Annotated in this window: 17 protein-coding genes; 4 read left to right on the plus strand and 13 right to left on the minus strand. The window is 56.7% G+C overall.

Annotation, left to right across the window (positions count from 1 at the left end; all coding sequences use genetic code 11):
* Nucleotides 1–7: 7 nt before the first annotated feature.
* Genes AUC60_RS19300 through AUC60_RS19310 form a run of 3 tightly spaced genes read right to left on the minus strand, consistent with a single transcriptional unit; the run spans nt 8 to nt 1,753 of the window.
* Nucleotides 8–268 carry a phosphopantetheine-binding protein gene (locus tag AUC60_RS19300; RefSeq protein WP_087271221.1) on the minus strand — a complete coding sequence of 87 codons (261 nt, stop codon included), beginning with the start codon at nt 266–268 and terminating at the stop codon, nt 8–10.
* Nucleotides 243–1,055 (minus strand): lysophospholipid acyltransferase family protein, encoded by an 813-nt coding sequence (locus tag AUC60_RS19305; RefSeq protein WP_087271224.1) that lies wholly within the window; start codon nt 1,053–1,055, stop codon nt 243–245. The genes AUC60_RS19300 and AUC60_RS19305 overlap by 26 nt, the downstream gene beginning before the upstream one ends.
* A complete protein-coding gene (locus AUC60_RS19310; RefSeq protein ID WP_087271227.1) occupies nt 1,031–1,753 on the minus strand; it encodes a beta-ketoacyl synthase chain length factor in 723 nt (240 codons plus the stop codon). Before AUC60_RS19310 ends, AUC60_RS19305 begins: the two co-directional genes overlap by 25 nt.
* A 275-nt stretch (nt 1,754–2,028) precedes the next feature.
* Between AUC60_RS19310 and AUC60_RS19315 the strand changes: the two genes are divergently transcribed.
* Entirely contained in the window at nt 2,029–2,802 is a 774-nt protein-coding gene (locus tag AUC60_RS19315) for a ParA family protein (protein WP_087271230.1), read from the plus strand.
* A 132-nt stretch (nt 2,803–2,934) separates the two neighbouring features.
* On the opposite strand, the gene AUC60_RS19320 is transcribed toward AUC60_RS19315, so the two are convergent.
* Together AUC60_RS19320 and trxC are read right to left on the minus strand one after the other, a co-directional pair.
* On the minus strand, nt 2,935–3,333 hold the full coding sequence (locus AUC60_RS19320) for a PAAR domain-containing protein (protein ID WP_087271233.1): 399 nt from the start codon (nt 3,331–3,333) through the stop codon (nt 2,935–2,937).
* Between the two features lie 134 nt (nt 3,334–3,467).
* Entirely contained in the window at nt 3,468–3,902 is a 435-nt protein-coding gene (gene trxC, locus AUC60_RS19325) for a thioredoxin TrxC (protein ID WP_087271236.1), read from the minus strand.
* A 119-nt stretch (nt 3,903–4,021) separates the two neighbouring features.
* Between trxC and AUC60_RS19330 the strand changes: the two genes are divergently transcribed.
* From AUC60_RS19330 to AUC60_RS19340, 3 genes are all read left to right on the plus strand, one after another.
* A complete protein-coding gene (locus AUC60_RS19330) occupies nt 4,022–4,717 on the plus strand; it encodes an aspartate/glutamate racemase family protein (protein ID WP_087271239.1) in 696 nt (231 codons plus the stop codon).
* Nucleotides 4,718–5,011: 294 nt separating this feature from the next.
* Entirely contained in the window at nt 5,012–5,446 is a 435-nt protein-coding gene (locus tag AUC60_RS19335; RefSeq protein WP_087271242.1) for a hypothetical protein, read from the plus strand.
* Between the two features lie 96 nt (nt 5,447–5,542).
* Nucleotides 5,543–6,442 (plus strand): hypothetical protein, encoded by a 900-nt coding sequence (locus AUC60_RS19340; protein ID WP_144443276.1) that lies wholly within the window; start codon nt 5,543–5,545, stop codon nt 6,440–6,442.
* Here AUC60_RS19340 and selO read toward each other — a convergent pair.
* From selO to putA, 8 genes are all read right to left on the minus strand, one after another.
* Nucleotides 6,381–7,844 (minus strand): protein adenylyltransferase SelO, encoded by a 1,464-nt coding sequence (selO, locus tag AUC60_RS19345; protein ID WP_087271248.1) that lies wholly within the window; start codon nt 7,842–7,844, stop codon nt 6,381–6,383. The two genes, AUC60_RS19340 and selO, sit on opposite strands and share 62 nt — an antisense overlap.
* 346 nt (nt 7,845–8,190) lie before the next feature.
* Entirely contained in the window at nt 8,191–11,568 is a 3,378-nt protein-coding gene (gene mscK / locus AUC60_RS19350) for a mechanosensitive channel MscK (protein WP_087271251.1), read from the minus strand.
* A gap of 35 nt (nt 11,569–11,603) precedes the next feature.
* Complete coding sequence (locus AUC60_RS19355) at nt 11,604–13,346, minus strand: potassium/proton antiporter (protein ID WP_087271254.1); 1,743 nt, start codon at nt 13,344–13,346, stop codon at nt 11,604–11,606.
* A gap of 238 nt (nt 13,347–13,584) precedes the next feature.
* On the minus strand, nt 13,585–15,387 hold the full coding sequence (locus AUC60_RS19360) for an acyl-CoA dehydrogenase (RefSeq protein ID WP_087271257.1): 1,803 nt from the start codon (nt 15,385–15,387) through the stop codon (nt 13,585–13,587).
* 250 nt (nt 15,388–15,637) lie between these two features.
* Complete coding sequence (locus AUC60_RS19365; protein WP_087271259.1) at nt 15,638–15,856, minus strand: DUF6124 family protein; 219 nt, start codon at nt 15,854–15,856, stop codon at nt 15,638–15,640.
* A 469-nt stretch (nt 15,857–16,325) separates the two neighbouring features.
* Complete coding sequence (locus AUC60_RS19370; protein ID WP_087271392.1) at nt 16,326–17,477, minus strand: hypothetical protein; 1,152 nt, start codon at nt 17,475–17,477, stop codon at nt 16,326–16,328.
* Between the two features lie 714 nt (nt 17,478–18,191).
* On the minus strand, nt 18,192–19,244 hold the full coding sequence (locus AUC60_RS19375) for a hypothetical protein (protein ID WP_144443277.1): 1,053 nt from the start codon (nt 19,242–19,244) through the stop codon (nt 18,192–18,194).
* Nucleotides 19,245–19,462: 218 nt separating this feature from the next.
* Complete coding sequence (gene putA, locus AUC60_RS19380) at nt 19,463–23,416, minus strand: trifunctional transcriptional regulator/proline dehydrogenase/L-glutamate gamma-semialdehyde dehydrogenase (protein ID WP_087271265.1); 3,954 nt, start codon at nt 23,414–23,416, stop codon at nt 19,463–19,465.
* Nucleotides 23,417–23,769: the final 353 nt, after the last annotated feature.

A 23,769-nucleotide genomic window follows, 5' to 3' on the forward strand; every position in this document is an offset into this window, starting at 1 on the left:
CAAATCCTCAGGCCGCTTGTCGCGCGCTGACAAAAGCCGCAAGGCTGTCGACGCTAGTGAAATGATCACGGGTATCTTTGGCGTCCGCATCGATCTTGATGCCGTAACGCTTCTGAATGGCAAGGCCCAGTTCCAGCGCATCGACGGAGTCAAGACCCAGCCCTTCACCGAAGAGGATCTGGTCGTTGCCAATGTCATGGGTGCTGATGTCTTCGAGGCCCAGGGCATCGATGATCAGCTGTTTAATGTCTTGATGTAGATCGCTCATCTAAGGCGAGCTCCCGAATGAAATAGTGATGCAAGTGATCGTTGAGCTTGCGCGACGCAACAGGCGCCGGGCCAAGCGCAGCAAAGGCGTGTGGATCTATATCGGCACCTACGCGCAAACTGAAATGCACGCGACGCAACGGGATGCGATACCAGGGTTCGGCCTTGGTCAGCGTCGTCGGGCTGACCTGAATGACGACCGGAGTGATCACTGAGGCACCACGCAAGGCAATTGCCGCTGCGCCGCGATGAAACTCAGGTGCGCAACCGGGCTGGGTGCGGGTGCCCTCCGGGAAAACAATCAGGGTCTGGCCTTCGCGCAAAGCGTCGGCGGCGTTGTCGAGCATCTCGGCGCTGCCATCGTTGCTGATGTAGCCAGTGGAGCGCACCGGGCCGCAGGTAAAGGGGTTTTCCCAGAGGCTGTGTTTGACCACGCAGTTGGCGTCGCGCACCAGACCGATAAGAAACACCACATCAATCAGCGAAGGATGGTTGGCGATGATCATCTGTCCGGGGCGACCCAGGCGTTCGGCGCCCTCTATTTCGTAGGTCAGGACACCGTTACGCGCCATGCGCTGAATAAACACCCAGAACAGACGGCTGATGGTTCTTCTGGCCCGCTGGCGTTTTTTGCCCTGATCACCCGGCAGGCAGCGCAGCAGCGGAAAAAACAGCAAACGCAGGCACAGCCCACCCAGCCCGAACAAGGCAAAGCACATAGCAGTTGCGAACAAGCGCCAGTAGTAGGCGTCCTGACGCTTTTTCAGTGGTTGCGTTGCCAGTTCCATAACCGGTTCTTCCAGGTGTGTCGGCATGTGGTGCGTTCAGTGTTGAGTGCCTGCAGCAGGTTCAAGGCGTGCGGCCACGGGCTGCACGGCAGTTTCTCTTCGCCGGCGGGTTGCAAGGACAGCTGCCAGTCCGTTCCTGGTGTCAGCAGCAAGCCAACGGCGTAGGGAAAGGGCACGTCGTCTATCCAGTCCGAGTAAGCGTGGGGCGGTTGTTCTTCGGTGACGATCAACAGCACCGCGGATGCGCCTTCGGCCAGCAGTGCCGCAGCTTCAAAAGCGCCATGTTCCAGGCCATCACCCGCGGCAGCCAAGGCTGTCATTTCGCTGGTTTCACCGCGCATGATCGACCACAGACCGATGACTGCGTTGTGCACGGACAGGCTGAACTGTGTCGGTGAAAGAGGCTCGTCGGCGGCTACGTCACGCAGGATCTCGAACGTGCGCGGTGTTTCACCGTGGCGCGAGACAAACACCAGTGGCAAACGCTCGTGACCTTCGGCCAGTGGCCAGCCTACAGCGAATGCCATGCGCGCCAGACGACCGAGGCGTCGACGTTGCATGGCGGGCAGGAACGAAACATCCGGAGCTTCATCGCTGCTCTGCAAAGGCGTTGGGTGCTGACTCCACTGCTGCCAGTCGCCGACGCTAGTCAACCCCGGTGCCCAGGCGCGCCATTGTGCGATGTTGAAGGTGATCAATGGATTTATCTTCCCGCCCCTGCGGGCTACTGCTTACTGCTATAGAGCTGGCAATCTGCCCTGATCGTGCAATTTTTGCTCAAACGTCGGGCATTATCCCGATGAGGATGATGAGTAGCAATTTGTAAAGAACAAATATGTCGAAATTTGCCACTTTCATTGTCGGATGCTGTCGAGTCGATGGCTGAACCGCTCGCCGTTGTCACGTGCATTGCATAGACTCCAGCCATCCACTAATTCCCTGTACTCAATCCAGGCACCAAGGAGGTCAACTCATGCGTCGGGTGGTTTTCAATCAGAAGGGGGGCGTTGGCAAGTCCAGCATCGCCTGTAACCTGGCCGCGGTCAGTGCTCACGAAGGGTATCGGACGCTCTTGATCGATCTTGATGCCCAAGCGAATTCGACCCAATACCTCACCGGGTTGACGGGTGATGACATTCCTATGGGGATCGCGGATTTCTTCAAGCAGACCCTGTCGTCAGGGCCCTTCGCGAAAAAAAATCAGGTGGATATCTACGAAACACCGTTCGACAACCTGCATGTTGTGACCGCCACCCCGGAACTGGCCGACTTGCAGCCCAAGCTTGAAGCCAAGCACAAGATCAACAAACTCAGGAAACTGCTGGACGAGTTGGATGAGGACTACGACCGGATTTACCTGGACACCCCGCCAGCGCTTAACTTCTATGCTGTTTCAGCACTGATCGCAGCGGATCGGGTGTTGATTCCTTTTGATTGCGACAGTTTTTCCCGTCAGGCGCTGTACGGTCTTATCAAGGAAGTGGAAGAGCTTCGTGAGGATCACAACGAAGAGCTGCAGATTGAAGGAATTATCGTCAACCAGTTCCAGCCACGGGCCAGCCTGCCGCAGCAGATTCTTGATGAGTTGATTGCCGAGGGCTTGCCGGTTTTGCCGGTGTACCTGAATGCTTCGGTGAAAATGCGTGAATCACATCAGGCCAGTAAACCGCTGATCTATCTCGAGCCACGCCACAAACTGACTCAGCAGTTTGTGGAGCTGCATCATTTGCTGGAGACCAATGCGTAGAGTGAAGTGATGCTGTGGCAATCATGACCTGTAGGAGTCATCGGAGGTCACGACGGTCGCGAAGCGGAGTTTCAGACTGAGCGCTATCGCAGCCTTCGGCAGCTCCTCCAAAAATATGTTTCGCCTTGAACGTCAGGCTTTGCTGCCTGTGCGCAGGTCACGAGGCTGCACTCCGTCTTTAACCGCCGCATTCATCTTGTCCACCACAAGCCTTGCGCGTTTGGCCAGGCCCTTCGGGATATCAATAGCGGCATCCATGTCGGCAGCCAGGGTCTGCTGAGTCGCTATCAATTGATGGCTGCCGGGCTCGCATTCACACCGCACGTGATGCCCATGGGTCGCGACGGCGATGTATTCATCAACAAAAGTCGGGTTGCCCTGAGCGATGTAACCGACTGTTCCACATGCCGGGCACCACACAGGATCGCCCATGCGCGCCAGTTTGCGCTCGTCCAGGCGCTGTATTGCCGAAGCACTCAATACAAAACCACCAGTAGTGGTTGGATCGTCTTCCCTGACTACATAAGGCATAGGTGTGCTTCCGTTAAGCGAGTCGGACCTGAATCCTAGGTCCGAATCGCGCAATCGGGAGCGGCAAATCGCAGTTTCGGAAATGCCCTACGGAAAAATCAGCAAAGCGAGTTCGCTGCTTTCCCTTGGGCCGGTCAGATGCCTTGGCTTTTTAACCACGCCAGCAACTGCTGCAACGGGAATGCGCCACTTTGACGGGCGACTTCCTGACCATTGCGGAACAGAATCAGGCTGGGTATCGAACGAATACCCAACTGTCCAGATAGCTGCTGGTTGGCTTCGCTGTCCAGCTTGGCCAACCGGCAGCGCCCGGTCAGTTCGCTGGCAGCTTTTTCGAAGACAGGGGCAAAGGATTTGCACGGCCCACACCATTCAGCCCAGACATCCACCAGCAGTGGCAAATCACCTTTGATCTGGCTGGCGTAATCGCCCTGGGTCAGATTGAACGGCGTGCTCAGCAAGACCTGCTGTTTGCAGCGGCCACATTTGGGGTGGTCGCCGAGGCGCTCGCTCGGGATGCGGTTAAGGCCGTTGCAGTGCGGGCAGGGGATCAGCATGGGGTCGGACATGATGCCTCCAAAATCTAATGACTGGCAGATTGTACTGCTCGGTTCTTGTCTGGCTGTAGCTGGTTGTGACGGGGGAATGCCCTTAGGCTGATTTCAATGGTTCAGCGACGGAGCAAAGCATGAAAACCCTCGGCGTTATAGGCGGAATGAGCTGGGAATCCACAGCCACTTATTACAAATGTCTTAATGAGGGTGTTCGTGATGCGCTGGGCGGCCTGCATTCGGCGCCTATTCTTCTGCATTCAGTCGACTTCGCGGGTATCGCTACGTTGCAGAAGTCAGGTGAGTGGGACGTTGCGGGTGAGCAACTGGCCCAGGTCGCGCACGGCTTGCAACGAGCCGGAGCGGGCGCGCTGCTGCTGGCTACGAATACCATGCACAAAGTTGCTCCAGCCATCGAAGCTGCGGTGAATATCCCGCTGCTGCATATCGGCGATGCCGTCGGGCAGACACTGCAAGCCGGCGGCGTGTCACGTGCTGCACTGCTTGGCACGCGCTTCACCATGCAGGAAGACTTCTATCGCAGCCGTCTTGCCGAGCGCTTTGGCATTGAATGCCTGCTGCCTGACGCTCAAGCCATGGCCGAAATCGACCGCGTCATCTTTGCCGAATTGTGTCTGGGCCAATTCAACCAACCGGCTCGGGACTACTACCTGAAAGTGCTTGAACAACTTCGCGATCAGGGTGCGCAGGCGGCGATTCTGGGCTGTACCGAAATCGGCTTGCTGCTTGATGGCGTTAAAAGTCCGTTGCCGTTGATCGACAGCACCGAGCAGCATGTGGCGATGGGGTTGCGATGGTTGCTTGACCTGTAGGAGCCAACACTCGTTAACGCCTACCGAAATGCATTCCAGTTCCGGGATTTATTTATTGTTAGAAATAACGTCTGGTGATTGGTGTTTCTGCTTGAGTGGTAGTTATATATGGTGTGCGTAAGATAGTTCTTACAATAAATAAAGAATATTCGGAAATTTGATATTTTTGCTGGTCTGATTGTCCAGTGATTGCGGGGCGCTATCCATTAACTATCCGTTCGGATAGTTGTGGGTTCTTTCGTTTGGTGATTACCTTTTCTCAAGTTTTAATAATTGATAAAAGGAAATTAACTAATGAAATTGATTAGCGCTTTGGCGCTCGCGTCGCTTTCTGTCGCTGCTACATCAGGTGTTGCTCTGGCAGGGCCTGAAGCTGCTGTTACGTTCAAGAATAACTCTGACTTTGATGCCGATTATGATCCGGTGAGTATCAGTGCGTATACCTACGCTCACGCTGATCCAAAGCCACCTGCTCGTGTGGGGACGCGTTCCTCAACAGTCTTTAAGGTCAAAGGACCTACCGCTGATGTAACGTCGGTTATTTTTCAATACAAGATTGGGCGGAAGGTTTGCAGGTTTAAAACCAGCTATTTGAAGCTCCCTGGCCGTAACGGCGCGCCAAAGTGGAATAAAAGCGTTGAGGAAAGTGGGGGCGCGCGCTGTGAAGTTAAAATTACCGCGGTCAACTACTCCAATCATGACTGGGCTGCGGAATTCACCATGAGATAAAAAATCACGTCTGCGTGATGTCCGGTCACAGGGCTGTTATTCAGTCCTGTGGCTACACGGTTTGGTGGTTGTATCTTATCGCTTAGAGGTTAGGTCGTGATTAATGCTGTTTCCATTGGCTCCGGTATTCATATCAACTCTGCCAAACAGGCCAGTGATGTCGCATCAGTACCTGTTCAGGAAAAAGAATCAATAAGGGGTGATGCATCACCCGCAAATGCAACATTGTCGACGCTTTCTCGACAGCTCGCAGAGAGTGCGGTACGTGCTGAGCATAGAGACAAGACAATGGATCGCCGGCAGTTGGGGGCCGAAGCCAGTCGCATCATGAGCCGAATGGCTGAAAGTAACTGGCGATTGGACCGGGCCGATTACAAGATTGAGCTACCTGACACTACCGACCCTGAGTTGTTGAAGAGGGCCCGGCAAGCCGCTGAATATGTCGCGCGTTATGCTCATGGCCACGTGGGTGCTACAAATCCTTTTGCCGGGCTTTCCAGGGAGCAGTTGAACCTGATTGTCTATGACGAAGAAGGGCCGTACACGATGGATGAAAGAAGTGCGGCGTGTAGTGCGGTTCTTAAAATTGAGGGCAAATGGAATCACGCTTTATGGGGCCCGGAGCGCCTGGAATCTGCGGCCAATAACGGCAGAACGCCTATGTTTCTGACCGAGGTACTGGCTCATTATCGGACGCTTGAGCCCATCGAGCAGGCCCAATATCCTGATATTTATGAGAGCCGTTTAGAGCGAGAAATAAAAGAAGCCAGTGATCCAAACTTTTCAGATAAAAAAAGCGACTTCGAGTTGTTGTCGCTTTTCGAGTTTCTCGCCCGTTATGGATTTCCCGGGGACAAGAAAAAGCCTGGAATGCTGGACGAGGACCTCAACGGCACGCCTTCTATGGCTGTGAACACAAACCAGGCCTCCAACCTTACGACGAGCAACTTATCTCCAGATGCTTCCCCCACTCCGGCGGCCGCTGGGCGTAGCTAGCCATGCCCGGTTGCTCGTTGAACGGATCGCTGAGGACTTTGTGCAGACGGCGGACTTCTTCGTAGTCGCCGTTCTCGGCGGCATCGATGGCTTGTTGTGCCAGGTAGTTACGCAGGATGTACAGCGGGTTGACCGCGTGCATGCGCGTCTGGCGTTGCTGATCGGTGCCGTTGTCTTCACGGCTTATCCGCGCCAGATAGCGTTCGACCCAGCTGTCGAAGCCTTTGATGTCGACGAAATCATCACGTAGCACATGCAGTGCTTCAGCGGCCGGGGCGTCGCCGAGGCGACGGAAGAACAGGGTGTAATCCACACCACTGTTCTGCATCAGTTTGAGCAATCCGCTGATCAACTCTCCGTCATCGTCTTCGGCGCTGGCCAGGCCCAAGCGACGGCGCATCAGGTCTTGATAATGGGCTTCATAGAGCGGCAGAAACAGGCCGATGGTCTCGCGCAAGGCCTCGACACTGATGAAGGGCGTCAATGCCTGAGCCAGGGCGCTGAGGTTCCACTGGGCAATGGGCACCTGATTGCTGAAGGCGTAGCGGCCTTCATGATCCGAGTGGTTGCAGATGAAGTTCTGGTCGAAATCATCAAGAAACGCGAACGGTCCAAAATCGAAGGTGATGCCCAGAATCGACATGTTGTCGGTGTTCATCACCCCGTGGCAGAAGCCATAAGCCTGCCACTTGGCGATCAGTTCGGCGTTACGCTCGACGATCTCCTTGAACATCGCCAGGTACGGTTCTGGCTGCTCCAGGCACTGCGGGAAATGCATCGCGAGTACGTGCTCGCCCAATTCCTTCAGCTTCTCAGGCTGCTTGGTGTAGTAGAAGTATTCGAAGCTGCCGAAGCGTACATGGCTTTGCGCCAGGCGCAGGACCATCGCGCCTCGTTCCTGCTTCTCGCGCCACACGGGTGTACTTGAGCCGATGACGCAGCCCGCGCGACTGCTCGGTATGCCCAGCGCAAACAGCGCCTCGGAAGCCAGGAACTCGCGGATCGAGGAGCGTAACACGGCGCGCCCGTCACCCATTCGGGAGTAGGGCGTTTGCCCGGCGCCTTTCAAATGCAGATCCCAGTGCTCGCCCGCCTGGTTATAAACCTCGCCAAGCAACAACCCACGGCCATCGCCCAGGCGCGGATTGTAGGAGCCAAATTGATGGCCCGAATAAACCATCGCCCGTGGATCGGCGTCAGCCCAGAGTTTATGGCCGCTGAAAATTTCCGCGAACAATGGCAGTTCGGCTTGCGCGGGATCGAGATCGAGCAGGGCCAGCGCTGCATCGCTGGCCACTACCAGACGCGGCTCGGCAAGCGGTTCGGGTAATACCGAGGTGGAGAACGCATCGCCCAGGCGGGCAAAGCGATTGTCGAAGGTCAGTTCGTCGAGGGCTTTCACAGGCCTTCTCCAGCAGAATGTCCGAGCATTCTGCTGGGTTGGTCCGGATGCGTCCAGTTGGTGGGATGGGTATAGGGGACCTGCAGGTTCATCTGATGGTCCTTCGCGCCGCGCTGTCTCGCGGAAAACATCAACCCTGTAGGAGCGCACGAGCACCGCGAGGCCGCGAGGCCGCGATAGCGGTGTATCAGACAGACCGCCATCGCGGCCTCGCGGTGCTCGTGCGCTCCAGAAAGAATTCCAGATCAGGTGGTTGCATCTTATTTGATAACAGCTGCCGACGGCTGGTGTGTCAGGATGAATGCTTCGCAGTCTTCGGCAGCTTCTACAGGATTCTGTACCGGCTTTAATCCAACCGTAGCTCAGGCGGCTCGGGCTGGTCTTTCGGCGCGGGTTTGACCGGCTCCGCAGACTCCAGCTTGAGCGGCCCGGTCGGCTTTGGTTCTTCGTCCGTCGGCACCAGTTTGTATTCCTGGCCATGCAGGTTCTTGAGGTAGACCTCCATCTGCCGGAACGAGATGTTGATGTGCTGCTTCTTGAATTCTTTATTGATGAAGCGGTTGATCTCGTCGAGCACCGGGTTACGGTCGCCGAGGTCGCGTACGTGCATGCGCAACTCATGGTCCAGAGTGCTTTCGCCGAAGTTCAGGAAGTAGACGATCGGCTCCGGGTCCTTGAGCACTCGCGGGTTATCCCGTGCGGCCTTGAGTAGCAGCGTGCGAACCAGATCCAGATCGGAGCCATAGTCCACGCCAAGCTTGAGGGTCACTCGGGTAATGGTGTCGGTCAGCGACCAGTTGATCAATTGACCGGTAATGAACGTCTTGTTCGGGACAATGATGTCCTTGCGGTCAAAGTCAGTGATGGTCGTCGCACGGATACGGATCTTGCTCACGGTACCCGACAGGTTGCCGATGGTGATCGTATCGCCAATCCGTACCGGGCGTTCAAACAGGATCATGATGCCCGAGATGAAGTTGGCGAAGATCTCCTGCATGCCGAAACCCAGGCCGACCGACAGCGCCGCCACCAGCCATTGCAGCTTGTCCCAGCTCACACCCAGCGCAGACAACGTAGACACGAAGCCGATACCGGCGATGGCATAAGACAGCAATGTAGTCGTCGCGTAAGCACTGCCTTGAGCCAGACTCAGACGTGACAAGACCAGCACTTCAAGCAAGCCGGGCAGGTTACCCGCCAGCACAAAGGTGATGCCGATAATCACCAGTGCGCCAATCATGTCGCCGAGGCTGATCGGCACCATGCTCATGGTGGCGCCGGTACCGCTGGTGTATTCGTACAGGGTGATGTTGTCCAGATACGAGAACACGGTGATCAGGTCCGACCACACCCAGTACAGCGCAGCCACGAATCCTGCCAGCAGCGCCAGACGAATCAGACGCAGCGATTGTTGGTTGACCTGTTCGATGTCGAGTGTAGGTTCTTCAACCACCGCATCACCATCGCCTGCCTCTTTGGCCGCCTGACGTTTAGCCAAGGCTCGCTGATAGGCCAAGCGTCGTGCGGCAACACTCAGGCCGCGGACGAAGGTCGCCTCGATCACCAGCCAGAGCATCATCAGATACAAGGTGTCGATCAGGCGATCGCTGAGTTTCAGGGCGGTGTAGTAGTAGCCGAAGCACACCGCGACAAATAGCGCGATCGGCAGCGCTGTGAACGCCAGGCCCATGGTTTTGCGGAACAGTGAGGCGTTGTGGTTGCTCGGGCTGATCAGCAGCAGGCGGCACAGCAGCAAGGCCATCAGTGCGTAGCAGGTCAGAACTACGCCAATGCCCAGTACATCATCAGCCAGCGCGGCGGGTTGATGCTCAGCCACCGCTACAACGGCGACCAGCGCCAGTACGACCAGCCCCAGCTTGCGTATCCAGCCTTGAAGGAATTCGACCTGTGCCTTTTCCCAGCGGAAGTGCAGTTGAGCCACGCCGCCCGGTGCCAGAATTCGATAGGCGGTATAGAACACAAGCCATGCCAGAGCGATTTGCAGCAGCGCCTCGCCCAGGTTGGCGTTTTGCCCGCGAGCGTCGATCTGCAAGGCGTAGCCACACAGGGCCAGCGCCAACGCGACCGGCATCGCCAGAAGGATATTGATCAGGATCGCCAAGGGCGTTTGCAACTGGCTATCACGCTTGAAGTGGCCAATGTCGGCATGCAGCTTGTTGAGTTTGTCGTAGAGCGCTTTGCGCTTCCAGGTCAGCACGCCAATCAATAGCAGCAACGGCAGGAACAGCAACGGTCGCTGGGTCAGGCCGTCGCTCAACTCGCTGACGCTGGACGCCACTGGCAATGTCGCCACCTGTTTTTGCAAGCGCGGCCAGATGCCCTGGAACCACTCCACATCGAGCGGCTTGTTGCTGGGAATCCAGAACATCTGCTCATCCAGCGTCGAACGCAGGCTCATGGCCGTGCTCACTAATTGCTTCTGGTTGAGCTGCAAGGTGATGGATTCGTTGAGCAACGAACTGAGTTCGCGGTTCAGACGCTCCAGCAGATCGCTTCGGGTCACCGCCAGATCCAGCAACGTCTTGCGCAATTGCGGCGTGATGTCCGCCGGCTGTTGCGTGGCCAACAGCTTTTCAACGTAGGCCACCGGGCTGCTCATCGCTTCACGTTGCTGATTGATTTCGAACTGGTACAGGCGGATGTCGGCAATCTCGTCGGCCAGGCCTTTGTCCAGTTGCAGGTGCGGCAACGACTGCTTTTGCTTGTAGAGAATCTTGGACAGCAACAGGCTGCCACGCAGCACGTTGATCTGCTCGTCCAGCGCCTGATCCGTCTGGGTCAGGTTGTCCAACTGCTGCTTGGTCTTGAGGTTCTGCTGAGTCAGCTCGTTCAGGCGGTCGGTGCCGCGCAACAAATAGTCGGAAAGCTTGAGGTTGGCGGCGCTTTCGGTCGCCAGCAGGCTGCTGCTCCCGGCTTTTTGCGCTTCCAGAGACAGCTGCGTGACCGTTTGCTGCGACTGCGCGCGGCGCTTGTCGTTGATCAGGGTTTGCAGCTCCTGGATTTCCTGCTCCTGGCGGCTGACCTTTTCTACCAGCAGGTCATGCTGGCTGTTGCCCAGATCCTGCAACTGACTGTTTCCCGCCAGTTCCTGACGGCGCAACGTGTTCAAGGCATTGATCGACGCCAGCTCGGCGCTGAGCTGATTGCGTTGTTCGGGGCTGAGGTTTTTACCGTTGTCTTTACCCAGCTTGAGCGTGGCGTTGATTTGCTGGATACGGTTCTGGTTATTACTGATTTCAGCCTGAGCCCGCTCGGGGCGGGTCTGCGCGGTGATGACCATGCTGCTGGCATCGCTCAAGGCTTTTTGTAACTCGCCTTGCAGGGTGCTGCGTTCGCTGAGCATGTTTTCCAGTTGCGGCACATCAAGGCTGCCGTAACGCTGGGCGACAGGGATGATCCTGCTGCCCTTCAGGCGAGTCAGTTCTCGCTGGTTTTCACTGATCTGCTTCTGGGCATCGTTCAGTTGCTGCTTGAGTGCCGCGAGTTTTTTCTCGTTGTCACTTTTGCTGTCGATAAACCCCAGCGTCTGTTCAAGCACTTGCTGCAGGGCTTTCTGGTCGGCGTCCGGCAGTTTGCGGTCGGCAATTTTGTCGAGGCTTTGCTGCACGGCGTCACGCGTGGGCGGATCAGCAGCCAGCACCGGGAAAGAAGACAGGCAAAGGCCGAATACAATGGCAGCAAAAAAAGTACGCAGGGGCAACATAGACACCGGTCGAGCTGATCGAATAGAAGGGCAGTTTAGAGGAACAACCCAGGGCCCGGGTTGCTTCCTTCCGGGAATCTGACGCCGACTTTGAGGATCTTGTTCCCCTCCATAACCGCAACTGTCCAAATAGTTCCATTCCATTCAATCTGGTCACCGACGACCGGCTCGCCGCGATTCTTCTGCACAATGAACTGGCTCAGCGGCATGTTGCCGTCCTGGCCGTCCAGTTTCAGGCCATACAGCGCGGCGACGGCGCTCAGTTGGGCGTCGCCTTCCAGTACGAAGTCGCCAAAAAAACGCAGATCCAGACCGCGTTGCGGAGCCTGACTAAACAGTTTGCCCAGCGCCGGCAGGTCATGTTCGTGGCCGATGACACACAGCAGGTCGCCCACTTCCAGCGTCGTACTACCCGACGGGTGGAGCAGTTGCTGACCACGGAACAACGCCGCGATACGTGTTCCTTCGGGCATTTTCAGTTCGCGCAGTGCAGCACCGATGCACCACTTCTCCGCACCGAGGCGATAGACGAACAGCTCCCATTCGCTGGTGACGTGCACTTCCAGCGGCGCCCGTGAAATCGGTGCAGGTTCTGGCGGAACGGTTACTTTGAGCAGCTTGGCCACCCAAGGCAGGCTAGTGCCTTGCACCAGCAGCGAGACGAGCACGATGAAGAACGCAAGGTTGAAGTACAGCTGCGCATTAGGCAGGTTGGCCATCAGCGGGAACACCGCCAGAATGATCGGTACTGCACCGCGCAAACCCACCCAGGCAATGAACGCTTTTTCACGTCCGTGGAAGGCTTTGAACGGCAGCAGTCCCACCAGTACCGAAAGCGGGCGTGCGACCAGAATCATCCACAGCGCCAGACCCAGTGCCGGGATCGCAATCGGTAGCAGGTCATGCGGCGTGACCAGCAGACCGAGCACCAGAAACATACCGATCTGCGCCAGCCACGCCATGCCGTCAAGCATGTGCAAAATACCGTGACGGCTGCGGATCGGACGGTTGCCCATCACCAGACCACAGAGGTAAACCGCCAGAAAACCGCTACCGTGGATGGCGTTGGTCAGGGCAAACACCGCCAAACCGCCAGAAATAACGAGAATCGGGTACAGCCCGGCAGCCAGATTGATGCGGTTGACCAGTTGCAACATGAGCCAGCCACCGCCCAGACCAATCACTCCGCCGATACCGAATTCGCGAATCAGATGGGCCAACAAGCTCCATTCCAGATTGGTCTGGCCGTTGGCGAGCATACCGATCAGGGTTACGGTGAGAAACACCGCCATGGGGTCGTTACTGCCGGATTCGATTTCCAGGCTGGCGGTCACCCGCTCATTCAGGCCTTTGCCACCCAGCAACGAGAACACGGCGGCGGCGTCGGTTGAGCCGACAATGGCGCCGATCAACAGGCCCTGAATCATGTTCAGATTAAACAGCCAGGCGGCGACCATGCCTGTCAGAGCCGTCGTAATCAGCACCCCGACGGTTGCCAGCGACAGCGCGGGCCACAACGCTACCCGGAAACTGGAAACCCGCGTACGCAGGCCGCCGTCGAGCAAAATCACTGCAAGTGCGAGGTTACCCACCAGATAGGCGGTGGCGTAGTTGTCGAAAATAATCCCGCCGCCGTCCACGCCCGCGACCATGCCGACCGCCAGGATGATCACCAGAATCGGGATGCCCAAGCGCGAGGAGAGCGAACTGACCAGAATGCTTGCACCCACCAGCAACGCGCCGATCAAGAACAGGCTGTTGATGGTCGTGGCATCCAAGGGCATTACTCCATGCAGAAAAGTCGATCAAAAAAAGAAGGGGCACGTAATGACCATGCAGTCACCGTGCCAACCGATTCTAACCTGTTGAATTGGTTGGCTGTCAAAGCATTGCTGTTGATTGGCTGAACAGAGGTGTTTATAGCCGATGAGAACTGCACGAACCCGTCGCTCACGAGCAATGCGCGGCGACGCTGGGTGATCGGTTCCTCCCTTTACGGTCTGGCACGTTGATCGTTTAAAACCAGTTTTCCTGCATGCTCAGGCAGGTGTCATCACGGGCTTCGAGAATTGCCAGATCGTGATGGCAGCCCGGTACTTCCCAAGTCAGGAAGTACCGGGCGGCTTGCAGTTTGCCTTGATAGAAGTCGCGGTCTGCGGGGTTGCCTTCGCTCAGTCCGCGTTCAGCGTGGATCGCCTGCTCCAACCAGCGCCAGCCGATCACGGTGTGGCCGAAGACCTTCAGATACAGCGCTGAGTTGGCCAAGGTGGAATTGACCTTGCCCTGCGCCAGATCGCCCAACAATCCTAGCGTCACGGCTTGCAGGCGAGTCACCAGTTGCTCCAGTGGCTGGCGCAGCTCAGTCAGCGTTTCATGCGCTTGGGCGCGCTGGCCGGTGTCCGCGATCAGGCGCAGCAATTGTTTGAGGCCAGCGCCGCCATTCTGCGCGAGCTTGCGCCCCAGCAGATCCAGCGACTGAATGCCGTTGGTGCCCTCATGGATCGGGTTCAGACGGTTGTCGCGGTAATGCTGCTCCACCGGATATTCCCGGGTGTAGCCATGGCCGCCGAGAATCTGGATCGCAAGCTCGTTAGCCTTCAGGCAGAACTCCGATGGCCAGGCTTTGACGATAGGCGTGAGCAAATCCAGCAACTGCTGGGCCTGCTGGCGCGCCTCGTCGGTTTCTCCGGTGGTGGTGTCATCGAACAGTCGAGCCGCATACAACCCAAGATCGAATGCGCCTTCCACGTAAGCTTTTTGGGTCAGCAGCATGCGTTTCACGTCGGCGTGCTGGATGATCGGCACTGGCGCGCTTTCCGGATTTTTACTGTCGGGCAATCGACCTTGAGGCCGCTCGCGCGCGTAATCCAGTGAGTAAAGATAACCCGCGTAACCGAGCATCACCGCGCCCATGCCGACACCGATTCGTGCCTCGTTCATCATCTGAAACATGCAGTTCAGGCCTTGATGCGGCTTGCCTACTAAATAGCCAACGCACTGTCCGTTATCGCCGAAATTAAGCGCAGTCGAGGTGGTGCCACGCCAGCCCATTTTGTGGAACAACCCGGCCAGAATCACGTCGTTACGCGGGCCAAGGCTGCCATCTTCGTTGACCATAAACTTGGGCACGATAAACAGCGAAATGCCCTTCACTCCGGCTGGCGCATCCGGCAGCTTGGCAAGCACCATGTGCACGATATTTTCCGAGAGCTGATGATCGCCACCGGAGATAAAGATCTTGTTGCCGCGTAAGCGATAGCTGCCGTCCTCGTGAGGCTCGGCGCGGGTGCGAATGTCCGAGAGTGATGAACCGGCATGAGGTTCGGTCAAGGCCATGGTGCCGAAGAAGCGCCCCTCAATCATCGGCTGCAGGAAGCGTTTTTTCTGCTCATCGCTGCCAAAGCTTTCGATGAGGTTGGCAGCGCCCATGGTCAGGAATGGGTAAGCGGTAGAGCCTGCGTTTGCGGCTTGGAAGTGGGCAAAGCACGCTTGTGACAAGAGCGTCGGCAACTGCATGCCTCCGTCCTCGAAACTGCGTGCGGCGTTTAGAAAGCCCGCTTCCAGAAACGCATCTACGGCAGGCTTGACCTCGGGAATCAGGATCGCCTCACCGTTTTCATAGCGCGGCTCGTGTTCATCGGCCTTGCGGTTGTGCGGGGCGAAGTACCTCTCGGCGATGGTACGGGCCGTGCCAATCGCCGCATCGAACGTCTCGCGATTGTGCTCGGCAAACCGCTCGCGCCGTGTCAGCGCTTCGGCGTCCAGCACTTCGTAAAGCTCAAAAGCCAGATTGCGCGAACTGAGCAGCGACTCGGACATGACCCTGTACCTTTTTGTTGGAGTGGGTTGAGTCTAGGCGCGTGGATTAAGGCTGCACAGGATGATTGATTTGGGTGATGGTGGAGGCTTTATCCGAAGCGTTCACACCGCGGTGCCATGCATCAAACGCAGACCCGTAGGACCGGCTTTAGTCGGGAGGGCGCCGGTACAGTCACTGCTTTATCTTTCGTAAGCACTAATGCCCTCCCGGCTAAAGCCGGTCCTACCGACGATGCATGCGGGCGATAAGCTACCGGGCTTCAACTCCCGCCAGTGAACGATCCAGTTCGGTTCGAGCCATGCTGATCAGGTGAACGACTGAGAAGGCCAGATCACGTTTCGGACCGTTGAGGCTGTCGCCGGATTCGTAAGCGGTAGCGGTAGCGGCTGCGCAACGCAGCAGATCGGAGACATGCAGCAGGGATTGTTCGAGCGATGTTTGCGGTGGAGCGGACGTTACTATTGTCATCGATATGTTTCCTCATGGGGCCACCGGACAATCGCTGCTAAACGATTGAGGGTGGCGGCTTTGTCGCGGGTTAGCAGACCGGGAAACACACCAAAACCGGCGCGCCCGAAGGCGCCCCACGCAAAGCCGCCATAAGCGATTTCATTGCGTGATGTGAATCATCGAGCTGCTAAACCCGATCACTGATGAGCAGTGACCGGCGCAGCCTAGAGAGCCAAAAGCACCCACGCAACGGGGTCAGGAGTTTCTAGGAAGTTTCACGCAGAAGAAAGGGAGAAGCCTGTCGGAAACGCTCTATTTACCGAGCGTTTCGTTAGCGAAAGTAACGCGATTGTCTGTGGAAAACGTTACGTATGTTACGCCAGCGTCGTAGGACTGGCTTCAGCCGGGAGGACTGCATTGCTGACGACGAAAATACATTGGGTGTACTGGCCGCTTCCCGACTGACGTTGGTCCTGCAAGACAGGTCTTATGGCAACAACCTCAGCAGCACGGTGAGCGACCCTGATAGCCCGGCAACAACAATTTTGCCGTCATTCTGGACAGTGACGCTTTTTGCAAAACTGATCTGAGCGTTGTTAAAGTTGATTGATCCTGATCCGTCGCTGCCGAACTCCTGATCCAGCGCACCATTTGGTAAATAGCGGGTCAGCTGATTACCTGTCATCAGGCCTCTATGGAGGATCAGAATTTTGTCGTCTTGAAGTGCAAGATCTTCGCCCACTTCGCCGGGGATGAGCACAGGCTCTCCTCGATCGAACGTTGCATCAATGCGGCCGGTCGTTGTTAGGCGAGTCAGGTAAATGGCCGAGTTGTCCACGGATCCCGAGCTGGCGATAAGTGCCAGCAATTTCCCGTCACTTAGCTCAATGACTTTACGACACGCACTAAGCCTGCTATCGACCATCTTGATCAGATAGACGCCATTGTCAGCAAAGCCCTGATCCAGTTCACCTGAGTTAGTCATACGCAGGATAAAACCATCGTTACCGACTTCGCCTGCAAGGTAAAAATATGAGTTGCCCTTGCTCCGGGCCATGTGCAGTGTAGAAATATAGCTGTTGCCTGACAAAAACGTTGTTTTGCCGTCGCTGCCAAAATCCATATCTGGTGTCCCATCAGCCTGCCGACGATATATCACGCCCGCACTTCCATTAGCCGTAGCAACAAGAAACTTGTCTTCAAGTGCAAGCAGTCGCGGAGTAACAGATTGTGATTCTTGCGCAATATCCTGGCTGGAGACAAGTTTGCCGTCAGCGTCGTATTGAATAAGTGGCAGTTGGGTACTGCTGGCACCCGTGATGAAAAACTTTCCATCTTCCAGCATGGCAATGCTGCTGACGCTTGATGCCAGAACCTCTTTCGGTGGGCTGGTCAAGCCGTCCTGCATGTCGCCAAACCCGGTGTCGAAGGCCCCTATGTCGGTGAACCTCGCAACACCAGGTCGCTGTGTAGCAGGGGTTTGCCGTCTGTAGGAACCAAAAATCACGAGACGACCCAGCGCATCAGTCGTCACGTTTGAAAGGATGTTAGTGAAGTTGCCCGGTGGACGAACTTCAAGCCTTCCGTTTTCGCCGAATGACGGGTCAAAATCGGCTGCCTTTGTAGTTGATAAAGTCATTTCCCTATTCCTTTTTGTGATATGTCGGTTTTATTGCTGGTTTGCCCATGAGCCTATTGGCATGTTTAATCACGCAGTTGCCCAGAGCGCAATGGCTATTTCGCGATACTTTTCGACGTTTTTATAGTGGTTGTAAATGGGGGCGGTATGTACAGGAAGAACAAAGACTTGATACGCGTGGGCATGAAGCTTTCCAGTCGATCGGGGTTAGCATCACGTACGACAGGGATATATCGACCCGCGCAACCAAACGCTTCACCCTGGAAAGCGCTATATATGAGCAAGCGGTCGAACGTTACCGTCGACAGGTCGTTGCGAAAGTTTTCTGACGGGCGGGCTTCGAGTTTGCCCTTTATACCAAACGTTGGATCAAATGCCGGGGCCGCCTATTATTAAATGTCATTTATAAATTCTTTGTGCGGTAATTATAGGGGTGCGAGAGATAGACTTATTAATCGATGGCGCGTTTAATCACATGTCCTGCGGAGAAGTCAAATTGGTTTTTGCGTTTTAATTGGGTGGTTTTCACGAAGTATTTGTTTGTCTAAAAAGGTTGTTTTTGTAGCGAATTAATTACTTTAAGCTCTGTCAACTCATTAATTATTTTCAAAAAAAGAGAGCCGAAGCTCTCTCTAATGACTATCGACAAAGGGTTGTTAAGCTCACATTGCGTACCCGGCGGCGGTGTTGATGAATAATTCATGCGCCTTCAGTTCATGGAGCTAGCCCACCATCGTGCTGGTGATCGCGGTTTGCCATTTCCCCTATGGCTGGGTAGAGGTCTGGCAGCAAGCGTGTCTGGCTGCCGCCGTGTACGACACCTACGATCTGCGTTGCTTCCAAAGGGAGGGAAGCATCGTTCACGAGTAAAATAGGGCCTCCGCTATGTCCGTGCCTATCTTTGCAGTTGGGCAATCCGAGAGCTGGCACGTCCGTTTGAGTCGTGCTCAAGCACCAATACTGCGTTGCGCCCAAGTAGCGTCCTTTCGCGGGATAACCAAGCATGTTGACCAAAGGCAGGAGTTCGCTGCCATCATTGATAAAGGGTGCAAAACCGCCACCTACTACTTCCTCGATGCGTGCGCTCAACTGATCAAATACGCCTGCGACACCCAGATCATGATCAATCCGGAAGGCCAGCCCTGGATCCTCCTCAAGGTCCGCAGATACATATGATCGACTGATCGGCCATAAACCATAAGGCGCCCGTAGATTATCCGTGACAGGGCGGTTGCCGTCATAGGCAGGTACAAACATCAACCTCTGATTCCATTGAAGGGGCGGATGTAGGGTAGCGGCCATGAAGCAGTGCGCTGCTGCAATAATTAGACGTTTGCTTTGAGACTGTAATACGGAGGCAGTGCAGTGTTTATTTTTTTCAGAAACCGGCTCGAGGAAAAACAGCTGGCCCGTCACTCGGGAAATTAATTGTTGTGTATACGGCTGGGGCAATTGTGCGTGGCCTTGATCATCGCCGCCAGGCGTCAGGATCGGGCCACTGATGGGGGTGTCGCCGTCTTGGTTTTCCTCGCGCTCAGCCTCTTTCATACGCTCCAGTGTCCAGTATTGCAGCGTGGAGATTTTGTTCTGTTGCGAGCTTCCGATTGCGCCCTCGGCGCGTTTCTCTGCAGCTGCCAGGCTGGTGCCTGACAACGCGCAGACCATCAAGAGTGAATAAGCCCGGTTTCGCATCATTACGTTAACCGTTCTCCTGACGCCAAATGGCGCTGCTTGCGCTGCTGATTGATTAATTGTCTTTGAGGTCATTTCCCTGCTCCCTTGGTCCATGATCAGGTATTGAGCTTGCCTAATGGGCAGCTCGATACAGCGTTTAATCACGAGGTAGCAGGGAGGGCAAAGTTTTTCTTGGTATCTGAAAATGGGCGGTTAGCGAGGATTGAAATAACAACGGTTTTACGCTGTTACCATGAGCCAATATCAAAAAAGAGAGCCGAAGCTCTCTTTTTTAATTGCCAATTAATCCATCAGCCAATAGTCATCAAGCTCGCATTACCCCCCGCCGCAGCCGTATTGACGCTCAATGCGCGTTCAATCACCAGACGCTCCAGCGCAACGTTGGTTTCGCCATGGGACAAGCCGTTGACCCCAACGATGGCGCCGGCGCGTTGGGCCACTTGCTCGCAGACTGCGCGCAGTTGGTCTGAGTCGCCGTGGTGCAGAACTGCGTCGATCAGCACTTCATCCTTGGTCCAGTCAGCTACCAGCTTGATGCGCGCCTGGACTTCTTTCGGCAGGCGAGCACGCAGTGGCTTGCTGAGCGAGTTGTCAGGCCAGATCGCTGTGCTGCCAACCGCCAGAACAGCGGCCAGTTGAACCAGCAGATCGCTTTCTGCTTCGGCCAGACACAGCACGTGCTCACGCGGCAGGATGCTGTAGCTGTTGCGCTCGCCGGTCGGGCCCGCCAGCAGGCGAGTGATACCGCTTTGCGATTGCACGGCGAACTGGCTGCATAGCTGATCCAGCTCGGGTTGCTGATTGGCGGTTGCCCAGGTTTTCAGCGCCTGCAAAGGCTGGCTCAGGGCTTCGCGCATGCGGGTGTCTGGCGTGGCAAGCGCGTCACCGCGCACGAACGATTGCTCGATGGCGTCGACCGGGCGGGTCGAGAGCAGGCGATACAGATACAGCGGCCCGCCTGCTTTTGGACCCGTACCCGACAGGCCTTCACCGCCGAATGGCTGCACACCTACTACAGCACCGACGATGTTGCGGTTAACGTAAACGTTGCCCGCGTTGACGTTGTCGATGACCTTGGCAATCGTTTCGTCGATACGGGTGTGCACACCGAGGGTCAGACCGTAACCGGAAGCGTTGATCTGGCCGATCAACTGGTCCAGTTCCTTGCGCTTGTAGCGAACCACGTGCAGCACCGGGCCGAAGATCTCGCGTTGCAGCTCGTCGAAGCTTTCCAGCTCAATCAGGGTTGGCATCACGTAGGTGCCGCGCTTGATTTCGTCGCTGTCGGCAATGGCGACTTGATAAACCGTACGGCCTTTGTCGCGCATGCCCTGGATGTGCTTGTCGATCCCAGCTTTGGCTTCGGCGTCGATCACCGGGCCGATGTCTACGGACAGGCGCTCCGGGTTACCGAGACGGCATTCAGCCATGGCCCCTTTGAGCATTTCGATCACGCGGTCGGCGGAGTCTTCCTGCAGGCATAGCACGCGCAGGGCCGAGCAGCGTTGGCCGGCGCTGTCGAACGCGGAAGAGACCACGTCGATGACCACTTGCTCAGTGAGCGCCGAGGAGTCGACGATCATCGCGTTCTGGCCACCGGTTTCCGCGATTAGCGGGATTGGACGGCCTTGCGCATCAAGGCGACCGGCAATGTTGCGTTGCAGCAGACGAGCGACTTCAGTGGAGCCGGTGAACATCACGCCCTTGACGCGTTCATCGCCGACCAACCGGGCGCCGACGGTTTCGCCACGGCCGGGTAGCAATTGCAGCACGCCTTCCGGGATGCCCGCTTCGAGCAGAATGCGAACGGCTTGTGCGGCGACCAGTGGCGTTTGTTCAGCAGGTTTGGCCAACACCGGGTTACCGGCGGCCAGCGCAGCGGCAACTTGACCGCTGAAGATTGCCAGCGGGAAGTTCCACGGGCTGATACACACCACTGGTCCCAGCGGACGATGGGCGTCGTTGCTGAAATCGTTGCGTGCCTGCACGGCGTAGTAGCGCAGGAAGTCCACAGCTTCGCGGACTTCAGCGATGGCGTTGGCGAAGGTTTTGCCTGCTTCACGAGCCAGCAGGCCCATCAGCGGCTGGATTTCAGCTTCCATCAGGTCGGCGGCGCGCTCCAGAATTGCAGCGCGCTCGGCGGGTGGCGTGGCTTGCCAGATCGGCCCGGAACTCAAAGCGCAAAGCAGGGCGTTATCGACATCTTCCAGGCTGGCTTCCTGCACATGACCGACCACATCGCGCAGGTCGGATGGATTCAGCAGCGGGGTCGTCGAGCCTTCACTGGCGGGGCTTCCGAGCATTGGCGCCGCTTTCCAGTCGTTGTGCGCGGTGGCCAGCAGGGCGGAAGACAGCGAGCCCAGACGGTGTTCGTTGGCCAGGTCGATGCCGCTGGAGTTGGCGCGCTCCGAGCCATATAGGTCACGCGGCAGCGGAATGCGCGGGTGCGGCAGGCCAAAGCCGCCTTCCTGAGTCGCCATGCGCTCGATGCTGGCCACTGGATCAGCCACCAGCTCCTGAATGGAGATGGACTGATCGGCAATCCGGTTGACGAAAGACGTGTTAGCGCCGTTTTCCAGGAGGCGACGCACCAGGTAAGCCAGCAGTGTTTCGTGTGTGCCTACCGGTGCATACACGCGGCACGGTCGGTTCAGCTTGCCATCGGCAACCTTGCCCACCACTTGCTCGTAAAGCGGTTCGCCCATGCCGTGCAGGCACTGGAATTCGTACTGGCCGGGGTAATAGTTCTGACCGGCGATATGGTAAATGGCCGACAGCGTATGGGCGTTGTGCGTGGCGAACTGCGGATAGATGACTTCCGGCACCGACAGCAGTTTGCGTGCGCAGGCAATGTACGAAACGTCGGTGTACACCTTGCGGGTATAGACCGGATAGCCTTCCAGACCTTCGACCTGGGCACGCTTGATTTCGCTGTCCCAATACGCGCCTTTCACCAGACGAATCATCAGGCGGTGGCGGCTGCGACGGGCCAGATCAATCACGTAGTCGATCACATACGGGCAGCGTTTCTGGTAAGCCTGAATCACGAAGCCGATGCCGTTCCAGCCGGTCAGTTGCGGCTCGAAGCACAGGCGTTCAAGCAGGTCCAGCGACAGCTCAAGGCGATCGGCTTCCTCTGCGTCGATGTTCAGCCCGATATCGTATTGCTTGGCCAGCAGCGTCAGCGACAGCAGGCGCGGGTACAGCTCCTCCATCACGCGCTCGTACTGGGCGCGGCTGTAACGCGGGTGCAGCGCCGACAGCTTGATGGAAATGCCCGGGCCTTCGTAAATGCCACGGCCATGAGACGCTTTGCCGATGGAGTGGATCGCCTGCTCGTAAGAGGCCAGGTATTTCTGTGCGTCGTGCTCGGTCAGTGCGGCTTCGCCGAGCATGTCGTAGGAATAACGGAAGCCTTTGGCTTCGAAGCGGCTGGCGTTGGCCAGGGCTTCACCGATGGTTTCACCGGTGACGAATTGCTCGCCCATCAGGCGCATGGCCATGTCCACGCCTTTGCGGATCATGGGCTCGCCGCTCTTGCCGATGATGCGGCTCAGGGAGGACGTCAGCCCGGCTTCGTTGTGAGTCGCAACCAGTTTGCCGGTCAGCAGCAGGCCCCAGGTCGCAGCGTTGACGAACAGCGAAGGGCTGTTGCCCAAATGCGGATGCCAGTTGCCGGTGCTGATCTTGTCGCGGATCAAGGCGTCGCGAGTGCCTTTATCCGGGATGCGCAGCAGCGCCTCGGCCAGGCACATCAAAGCGACGCCTTCCTGAGAAGAAAGCGAAAATTCTTGCAGAAGGCCCTGAACAATTCCCGCACGGCCGCCTGCGCTCTTCTGATTGCGCAGTTTCTCGGCGATGGTTGCCGCGAGCTTGTTGGTGGCGTCGGCCATCGGTGCAGGCAGTCGCGCCTGTTCGATGAGCATCGGCACTACTTCGGGTTCCGGACGACGATAAGCCGCAGTGATCGCCGCGCGCAGTACCGATTGCGGCAAGATGCTTTCCGCGAACTCCAGGAAGCACTGGTGAGCGGTGTCCACGGGCAGTTCGCCGTGATCATCGCCATCTTTGCTTGCGGTGCCATTGAGTTCAGAAAGGGTTGCACCACCTTCGAGCTTTTCCAGGTAATTGAAGATTGCCTGTTTGATAAGCCAGTGCGGAGTCCGGTCAATAGACTGGGCAGCTGCCTTCAATCGCTCGCGGGTCGGGTCGTCGAGTTTGACACCCAGGGTGGTGGTCGCCATGTGCAGTCCTCATCGTGCCACTGTGAATGTGGCCTTGGTTGTCGGACAAGATTAGCTATGAGTGGGTGAGGGTGCAACCGGGTGCAACCCTTTTCTTCATGAATATTTTCGATGTTTTCCAGGCCGTAACCAACGGCCGGTAAACGTGCACAATCACAGTGCCAAGGGGCTGACGAAAGGTGTATGCGGCTCTGGAACGGGGCGCAACGCGAGAGATTGAGAGATTACTCATGGCTGGGTGCAACTTTTTGTCGGTAAATAGGTTGCACCTTTGGCGGCAGGTTGAATAGGATGCTCCGCTTTGGTGCGAGAACGATCAAGAATCGTTCGCGTGGGACTGGCTTATTGACGGT

It is taken from the genome of Pseudomonas caspiana (assembly GCF_002158995.1).
GTDB lineage: Bacteria > Pseudomonadota > Gammaproteobacteria > Pseudomonadales > Pseudomonadaceae > Aquipseudomonas > Aquipseudomonas caspiana.

Excerpts from the sequence above, each read along its gene's own strand:
- AUC60_RS19300 (WP_087271221.1), bottom strand. The coding sequence starts at position 268 with ATGAGCGATCTACATCAAGACATTAAACAGCTGATCATCGATGCCCTG.
- AUC60_RS19305 (WP_087271224.1), bottom strand. The coding sequence starts at position 1,055 with ATGGAACTGGCAACGCAACCACTGAAAAAGCGTCAGGACGCCTACTAC.
- AUC60_RS19315 (WP_087271230.1), top strand. The coding sequence starts at position 2,029 with ATGCGTCGGGTGGTTTTCAATCAGAAGGGGGGCGTTGGCAAGTCCAGC.
- AUC60_RS19320 (WP_087271233.1), bottom strand. The coding sequence starts at position 3,333 with ATGCCTTATGTAGTCAGGGAAGACGATCCAACCACTACTGGTGGTTTT.
- trxC (WP_087271236.1), bottom strand. The coding sequence starts at position 3,902 with ATGTCCGACCCCATGCTGATCCCCTGCCCGCACTGCAACGGCCTTAAC.
- AUC60_RS19330 (WP_087271239.1), top strand. The coding sequence starts at position 4,022 with ATGAAAACCCTCGGCGTTATAGGCGGAATGAGCTGGGAATCCACAGCC.
- AUC60_RS19335 (WP_087271242.1), top strand. The coding sequence starts at position 5,012 with ATGAAATTGATTAGCGCTTTGGCGCTCGCGTCGCTTTCTGTCGCTGCT.
- mscK (WP_087271251.1), bottom strand. The coding sequence starts at position 11,568 with ATGTTGCCCCTGCGTACTTTTTTTGCTGCCATTGTATTCGGCCTTTGC.
- AUC60_RS19360 (WP_087271257.1), bottom strand. The coding sequence starts at position 15,387 with ATGTCCGAGTCGCTGCTCAGTTCGCGCAATCTGGCTTTTGAGCTTTAC.
- AUC60_RS19365 (WP_087271259.1), bottom strand. The coding sequence starts at position 15,856 with ATGACAATAGTAACGTCCGCTCCACCGCAAACATCGCTCGAACAATCC.
- AUC60_RS19370 (WP_087271392.1), bottom strand. The coding sequence starts at position 17,477 with ATGACTTTATCAACTACAAAGGCAGCCGATTTTGACCCGTCATTCGGC.
- AUC60_RS19375 (WP_144443277.1), bottom strand. The coding sequence starts at position 19,244 with ATGACCTCAAAGACAATTAATCAATCAGCAGCGCAAGCAGCGCCATTT.
- putA (WP_087271265.1), bottom strand. The coding sequence starts at position 23,416 with ATGGCGACCACCACCCTGGGTGTCAAACTCGACGACCCGACCCGCGAG.